At 69.3% G+C, this 6,934-nt stretch carries 8 protein-coding genes and 1 pseudogene; all 9 read left to right on the forward strand.

Features of this window, described 5'->3' with window-relative positions; translation table 11 throughout:
• Positions 1–171 precede the first annotated feature (171 nt).
• Positions 172–1,395, forward strand: a pseudogene (locus tag ACZ3HL_RS38345) (HNH endonuclease family protein); the annotation flags it as partial.
• Positions 1,392–1,613 (forward strand): hypothetical protein, encoded by a 222-nt coding sequence (locus ACZ3HL_RS38350; RefSeq protein WP_465536476.1) that lies wholly within the window; start codon positions 1,392–1,394, stop codon positions 1,611–1,613. The pseudogene ACZ3HL_RS38345 and the gene ACZ3HL_RS38350, both read left to right, overlap by 4 nt.
• A gap of 106 nt (positions 1,614–1,719) precedes the next feature.
• On the forward strand, positions 1,720–1,989 hold the full coding sequence (locus tag ACZ3HL_RS38355; protein WP_465536491.1) for a DUF5983 family protein: 270 nt from the start codon (positions 1,720–1,722) through the stop codon (positions 1,987–1,989).
• Between the two features lie 215 nt (positions 1,990–2,204).
• On the forward strand, positions 2,205–2,597 hold the full coding sequence (locus tag ACZ3HL_RS38360) for a hypothetical protein (RefSeq protein ID WP_465536478.1): 393 nt from the start codon (positions 2,205–2,207) through the stop codon (positions 2,595–2,597).
• A 101-nt stretch (positions 2,598–2,698) separates the two neighbouring features.
• Entirely contained in the window at positions 2,699–3,013 is a 315-nt protein-coding gene (locus ACZ3HL_RS38365; RefSeq protein ID WP_465536480.1) for a hypothetical protein, read from the forward strand.
• Positions 3,014–3,335: 322 nt separating this feature from the next.
• A complete protein-coding gene (locus ACZ3HL_RS38370; protein WP_465536482.1) occupies positions 3,336–4,013 on the forward strand; it encodes a hypothetical protein in 678 nt (225 codons plus the stop codon).
• Between the two features lie 5 nt (positions 4,014–4,018).
• Complete coding sequence (locus ACZ3HL_RS38375) at positions 4,019–4,201, forward strand: hypothetical protein (protein ID WP_465536484.1); 183 nt, start codon at positions 4,019–4,021, stop codon at positions 4,199–4,201.
• A 126-nt stretch (positions 4,202–4,327) separates the two neighbouring features.
• Entirely contained in the window at positions 4,328–4,876 is a 549-nt protein-coding gene (locus ACZ3HL_RS38380) for a hypothetical protein (RefSeq protein ID WP_465536486.1), read from the forward strand.
• Between the two features lie 122 nt (positions 4,877–4,998).
• A complete protein-coding gene (locus ACZ3HL_RS38385) occupies positions 4,999–6,471 on the forward strand; it encodes an ATP-binding protein (RefSeq protein ID WP_465536487.1) in 1,473 nt (490 codons plus the stop codon).
• The last annotated feature ends 463 nt before the right edge of the window (positions 6,472–6,934 follow it).

Genomic DNA, 6,934 nt, shown 5'->3' on the forward strand with positions numbered 1-6,934 from the left:
GAGGTATTGACTCTCGGCCGCGTCCGTATAGCCGCCACCGCCCGGATCCTCGTTCCCCGAGTCGTGCGCGTGAAGCGAACCCGGCCCAGGCTTCAGGTGGCCTACCAGCACGACTCCACCCAGCGTTTCGCCCGTGTCGCCCGGCTGGTGTGCTAGGCATTCCACGGCGACCCACCGCCGGGACACGTCGCGATGTTCCTCGACGGCGACACCTTCAATTTCCGGGCCGACAACCTGCGCTGGGCCACCCGGGCCGAGGTCGCCCAGGCCACCGTCGCGCGCGGACGGCACCGCAGCGGCCAGCATGTCCTCGCCGAACGCCGACACCTCCGCGACCACAGCTCCGCGCCGGAACCCGGCCAGCGCTACACCTCCCCCAGATCCCGCCCGGCGTCGGGAGTGACTCCGCACCGTCCACCGGTCCGCGGCGCGACCTCGCCCGCCGACACCCGTGTCGCGACGCCTGGCGACTTCAACACCGAGGCCGCGCGGCGGGCACCGCACACCGGATCCCCGACGCATTACAAGAACAGGAGAATGCACGTGACCACATTGGACACACTCCACGCCCTGCTCAGCACCCCTCGCTCTGATCCTCCGTCCACCTGGACCGACGTCAAAGTGCTGATGACGCGCCTGAAGGCCGAACGGCGCGACGGCACCCTGCTCCGCCAGCTGCAGCAGGAGCGCGACAGGGTCACCGAGCAGCGGTTGCTGAAAGCCATCCGTGAAACCGCGTCCGTCACCGGCAACAGCGGAGCCGACTACGTCCTGTTCACCACCAGCGCGGACGAGGACGGGTTCTACCTGACCGCCTACGGCGAGGTCGCCTGCAACCTCACCACGGGCACCGGCTACACCGCCGAGGTTCCGTTCGGGGACCACGTGCACAACCTGCTCGCCGAGCGCTACCGGCGCGTCGCCCCGGACAGCGCGCTGGGAGTGCACCTCACCACCGGTACGTTCGTACTCGAACACCACATCGACGTCGTCCGCGACAAGATGGTGCAGATCATCCTCAGCCACGCGGAGCCCGCCGGGGATCCCGACGTGCTCGAGGCCGGCGGGCAGGACGCGACGCCCGAGAAGGGCGTGGAATCCCTGACCGGCCTGGCCGTTCTCGACACGATGCTGACGGCCGACCCGCGGATCTTCGTCGTTCTCGCCTCGTTCATCGCGCAACGGCTGAGTCTGCACGACGACGACGATCACGTCGAGAACCTGATCCCGCTGGTCCTGGACAGGATGAGCGCCGGGTCCTACGTGGTCGCCGCGGCCAGGCTGCTGGAAAAGCTGGACGCGATGGAAACCCGGGGTCTCGGCGACCGCGATCCCCTTGTGCCTAGCCTGCGAAACGCCGTGCGCCGCAACCACGAGCGGACCGAGGAATCATGACGGCCGGGTCCTATCTCGACGATCCCGGTCTGAGCTGGACTCTCGATCCATCCAGTCTCGGTATGGACGCCGAGACCGTGCTCGGGGACCTGCTGTCGCAGCATCATGTCCGTCTCCGGGATGCGCTGATCATCGACGGCGCGCAGCGGCTCTACGCCCACGGCGCCGGCACGGCCGCCGAATGTCTGCACACGTCGATGATCTGGTTCTACGGCTGACCCCGCGCCCGCTGCCCGGCGAGGCATACACCCAGGGCCGCGGCGACCCGGGAGCCGACACCACGGCCCAAGTGCCGGTACCGAGACACCCGGCCAGGCCTTCCCGATCAGGCGGTTCCTCGACGTCTCCACCAGACACCTCCGGTTCGAGACCAACGAACGGCTCGGCGACTACGAAGGCCTATCGGCCGACCCCACCTCGCGCGGCTGGCTCCTGTGTGTACTGCGGGAGCAACCGGAGCAGGCGGCCGCCGAGCACAACTGGCCGGGCGAACTGCTTCCCCTCATCCGGAATGCCACCAAGCACGGTTGCACCTGTATCAAGTTCGACGCCGACGGCGAATGGTGTGCCGAATCCCCCTACTGGGAGTGGTAGCGACGGCCACACCCGGCAGATCGACTCGACGAGGACACGGGGAACTACCGATCAACCCTCCCGTCTGGTGACGCGCGGGCGGGCCCATGGCAGCAGAAGCCGCACCGTGCTCCAAGGGCGCCTACGGCGTCGCTGCGCGAGGCTGCGCCCCCTTTCCCACGGTGCGGCTTCTACGGCCCATGCCCGTCCACGCGCCACCAGACAGGAGAAACCCCTTGCCTGTGACTTGCGGAAACCGGCACCGCCACCCCGACAGGGGAACCGCCACACACGCGACCGTCGCCGCGGTCCGCGCCTGCTACCTCGCCGCGGAGATCTGGCCCTGCGGCTGGCAGACAGGCCTGGTGAACCCCGAAGACGGCGAGCAGTACGTCGTCGAATGCGACGGGCTGACCTGGTACCTGCCGGACGGCCGCGGATACACCTGCGAACACGGCCACACCCACATCTACGCCGAGGTCCGCCACCGCGAGGGCTGGGACTACGCCGCAGACCCGGAGGAAGCCGGCCTGCTCGCCGGACGCGGCGTCGAGCCGGTCGCCATGCGCGGCGGCGGCATCGACATCGACCTTCCCGCCATGCGCCACGCGATGTCGCTGCCCGGCTGAGTCCCGCAGATCCCCGTCGTATCCCCCGGCCGCCGGTCACCGCAGCAGCGATGACCGGCGGCCTCGCTCGTTCCGTCCCCACTCTCGAAAGGTGCGTCGCCATGCCCTGTCCGGACACACCCGGCGATGCCGTCGCCATCGACCTGGCCGATGGCAGCCACCGTCACGTCCACGCCGTGATCGCCGACCGCGTCGTCGGCATCGACGTAGACGGCGACCTGCTCATCCCCCTCGGCGAGCCCGGCCGCCCGATCCTCCACGACGACGGCACGGAAAAGCTGATCCCGCTCACACCGTGCTGCCACGCCTCAGGCAAAGGCTCGGAATCTCCCACCGGCGTGGTGTGCCGCCGCTGCTACCGCGAGGTTAACGGCAAGTACGGCGGCACCAGCAGCATCGCCGTCGCCCGCGCCTGAACCACATCCGCTGTTCAGCGCACCCATCGACGGGTCGCGCCCCACCGCCCAGTGGAGCAGCACCTCGGCCCGAGGAGCGCACGTGACGACCGCGTCGAGCCACACCACTGCGACGAACCCGGCCGGAACCACCATCGGGCCGTCCAGCACACAGAAAGGTTGGCACAGCTGGTGTCGGCCAGGTGTTCCCCGACGCTCTCTCGGCCTCGGAAACCAGCCTGAGCGTCGCGCGGTGGATCGGCTTTCTCTCCCGCACCCCCTACGCCGGGGCCAGTGGCCGGACTTCCAGAAAATCCCACTAGCGTAAGGAAAGGAACCATTCATGGACGACGTCATGACGTTGGCGCTCGGGGACCCCGACGCACTCGACGGCGCCACCGCGCCGTGCTCGGTCTGTGGCAAGGCCGTGTACCGGGACGTGTTCCAGCCGGCCGACCTGCTCCACCGCGAACCCCTCGACTTTCCGCATACGGCCGAGCTCGACCACGTGATCCTGCCGATGGTGACCGTGACCATCGGACCCGACGGCTCCCGCGGTCCCGTCTCCGTCGTCGCCGACGACGGAGTCCAGGTCGTGAGGATGCGCCGACCCAGGACCCGCCGCGGCGCCAGCGACGACTGGACGCCGGATCCGGCAGGCCCCGCACGCAACCTGACGCTGGGAGTCAATCTCGGCGACGTCGCGAGCCCGCACGACGCCGCGCGACGACTTCTGCAGGTCCTGCGCAACGCGCCCCGCAACGGCCTCGACCTCGATCTGATCGTCCCGTCGACCCAGGCCGCCCGCCCGCGAGGATCAGGTACGAACGGGCTCCGGCGGTTCGCCGGACTGCTGATCGCCGCTGCCCGGCACCCGTGTATCGCCCTGCGAGGGGTGGTGGAGTTCCGCTGCGGCAGCGGGTTGACCTTCGACGACGACCCGGAGTCGCCTCGGTCGGTCGCCTACGACTGCGGCCGGGAGCTGGCGCATCTGCTCACGCGACGCCGCTTCGACGGGTGACTGGCATGACCGACCAGAAGAGCTACTGGGTGACGCTGACCATCGGTCCGATCCACGCTCACGACGAGGACGACGCGGCCGAGACGGTCGTCAGCGATCTCAACGACGACGGCATCGAGGGCGGATCGGTGCAGGTGACGACAACGGCGCCACCTGACCCGCCCGATTCGATCACCGTGCACCTCTAAGCACGGATCACCGACATCACGTCCGAGGCAGCCCGGTGCTGACATCCCCGCGTGTCTCGCGAGCGGCGCACCGGTCTGCTTCTCCTCCCCCTCGATCCCCTGCCACGCAACAACAACGAGGACGTCATGACCGTTCACGCGTGCATCACGAACCACGCGACAGAATCGCAGGCTCCGCTACACCGGCCCGCGAACGACGCCGAGACCAGACACCGAGTCGCCACCACGACCAAGCGCCTCGAGATCGCGCTGGTGGCCGCGGAGGCACTGGGCCGGATCGCCTGGGATCCGATCATCTGCTTGTCCAAGGATGAGCGGCGGGTGCTGCTGCGGGGGCCGCAGCTGCCGTCCACGTGGCCTGAACGGACGCCCGCGCAGGACGCCGCGCACGCCGACGCTCTGCCCGTGGTGAGCCTGACCGCGAAGCAGTGCATCGACATCGCCACGGGTGCCGTGGTGGATATGCGCACCGATCAGGATGAGCCCGCGCGGATCCGGCTGGCGACCGCGGTCGAGTTGATGGTCGCCAACCGACGGGCCCGCGGCGGGAGACCCGCCGACCAGCTGCCCGCCCCGATGGACGCCGCGGCCGCGGCTGACCTGGTCGCCCCCGTGGCGATCACCGACGCAGAGCGGCGATTCCTGATGCAGAAGTACCGACCGTGGTCTCTCTGAGCCGCCGCTCACCCCTGCTCGCCCTCGTCCGCAACAGCGGCTTCCGCGCGACGGCGGCGAGGCCGAGCTGTCCTCGCCGCCGTTGCCCGGTGGCCTCCGCACTCTCCGAAGGGAGCCTCGTCATGTCCGCTGTCTCGACCGTGTCCGTGACCGGTGCGACCGATCAGCCGATCGCCCTCACCGCCACCGTCGTCGACGGCTCGGGTGTCGTCATCCTGGGCCACCAAGGACGCCGGTTCCATCCCGAGCTACGCGACCGGGTCTACGCCGCTGTGCGCAACTCCCGTACCCAGCCAGGCGACGACCGCCGTCGCGTCGAGGTGCGGATCGATCCGGAGACCGCCAGCCCGGACGCCGCGGCCGTAGCCACCGCAGTGCTGGCCGCCCGCCTCGGCACGCCGCGTGCGCGGCTGCTCGGCACCGCGGTACTCGGCGAGCTCGGTCTCGACGGCAGTCTCCGGCCCATCCGCGGCGTGCTCCGAGCGGCACAGACTGCCCGCGCGCGCGGTATCCACCGGATCATCGTGCCCGCCGCCACCCTCGACGAGGCCTCAGTCGTCGAGGGGCTGGATGTGCTCGGCGCGCACACCCTCACCGAGATCGCCGACTGGCTGCGCGGCGATGACTTCGTCCTGCACCGTCCCAGCGCACCGATCATGCCGGTGGCAGCCCGCCAGCCTTGGCCCGTCATCCCGCTCACGCCGGACGTGCTGCGCGCGGTCACGGTCGCCGCCGCCGGCGGGCACCACCTGCTGTGCGAGACGCCGCACGACGCGGGCGGACTACACCTCGTGTCCTGGTTGCACGCTCTGCTACCCGATCTCACCCGCGACCAGCAACTCGAGGTCGCCGCGATCCAGTCCCTGCTCGGCCCGCGCGAGGACGGCGCCATCCTCGTGTCCACACCACCGCTGACCGTCACCCACCACAGCGATCGGCTCGCGTCTTTGATCGGCGGACGCCAACCGGGCCAGGTCAGCAGAGCGCATCATGGAGTGCTCTTCGCCCCCGACCTGGACCAGTTCGCCACGTCCGCACAGGAATCCCTGCGCGCGGTGCTGCTCAACCGAGAGGCTCATCTCCGACAGCACGACGGAGACAGCCGCTACCCCGCCGGTCTTCAGCTGGTCGCCACCGCCGTCCGCACCTCCAGGTCCCGATGGCGCACGCCTCCGGCGTTGCGCGACACGATAGACATCCGCCTCGCCGCGACCCACCTGATCGACGTGCCGGTCCACGGCCCGCAGATCGCGTCGATCGTCCAGCTCCTGGAACGGACCCGCGCCCAGGTCGCTGTCGCGCGCGACCGCGCGGCGTCCCGCTGGATGGGCGAAGGGCTGGGGACAGCGGTTCTCAATGCCCAGGTGCCACGCGACTACCTTCACATCAAGCACGCGACCGACGCGGCCGCCCGTATTCACCGCGCCTGTGAGGCGGGCTGCTTGACTCTGCGCGGCGGCGACATCGTGCTGCGGCTCGCGTGGACCCTCGCCGACCTCGACGGTGCCCAGGAACCAACCGCCGACCATCTCGACCAAGCGCTCACCCTGAGGAACACCAACGCCATTATTCCCCCGGACACGGAGGTGCGGTGATGCCCGCGCAAACGCACCAAGTTCATCCCGGCCTACCGCGAGTTGTTCGTGCGCCGGGTCGACGACCTCGGGGACGCGCTGATCGGATTCGGCCTGCGCACAGAGTTCGAGAAGGAGGTCCGGACTCGACCGGACTTGATGATGAAGGGCATCACGCGCTGCTGGGCCGATTGAGAACAGGTCTGGGTCGTCCAGGGAACCAGTGACTGGCGCAACAACCGGCTTCTGCTCGCCGGACGACAGCGGGGGACGACCGTCGAAATCACCTTGCCCTACCTGCACCGGTACTACGAGGTACGGACACCGTTGTACGGCACTGCCCGGCTATTGGCCGCCTTGGAAGCCGACTACCCCCTCCCCCTCCCCCCCAATGCCACTTACTTAGCATTTCCGCAGGTGGACACGGGTGTTCGAGGCTCTTCTGGCCGGTTTCGGGTACGGATGGCGATGATTGGTGACTTGT

The sequence above is a fragment of the Amycolatopsis sp. NPDC000009 genome (genome assembly GCF_055563465.1).